A 576-nucleotide genomic window follows, 5' to 3' on the forward strand; every position below is an offset into this window, starting at 1 on the left:
ATATCCTCGACGGCCAGCTCCCTGACGGGGGTTCCCATTCGCGCTCTCTCCGACATAATGCCGCCGTAGCTGTTGAAGCCGCCGAGCTGAATCCCCAGCGCTCCGGCGACCGCAGCCTCGGGAATGCCGCTGTTCGGGCTGGGATGCCCCGAGGCATCGCGCCGCATGGTCTGCCAGGCCCTTCCGGCATTCAGCCCCTTGGTCAGAAGCGCGGCAGCCAGAATCAGCAGCCCCGTTATTCTCGCGGGAATATAGTTCAGCACATCATCAAGCCGGGCGGAAGCCCAGCCGAAGTACCGGTACTTATCGTTCTTGTAGCCGACCATCGAATCGAGAGTATTTACCGCGCGGTACAGCAAAGCCAGGGGAGCCCCGCCGATCAGCGCGTAGAACAGGGGAGACACGACGGCATCGACAATATTCTCGGCCACCGTCTCCACGGTGGCTCTCGTCACTTCCCGTTCGGATAAAGCATGCGTCTCCCTGCCCACAATGTAGCCGACCTTGGTTCTGGCGCTGTCCAAATCTCCCTTGACCAGAGGACGGAATACATGCATGGCCGCGTCACCCAAGCCT

At 61.3% G+C, this 576-nt stretch carries 1 protein-coding gene; it reads right to left on the reverse strand.

Annotated elements, in window-relative coordinates; all coding sequences use genetic code 11:
* Window positions 1-576: adenosylcobinamide-phosphate synthase CbiB (gene cbiB / locus L692_RS28150; protein WP_036722817.1), on the reverse strand; the 576-nt coding region annotated here is incomplete at both ends.

The sequence above is a fragment of the Paenibacillus forsythiae T98 genome, from assembly GCF_000520735.1.
GTDB classification, from domain to species: domain Bacteria; phylum Bacillota; class Bacilli; order Paenibacillales; family Paenibacillaceae; genus Paenibacillus_AQ; species Paenibacillus_AQ forsythiae.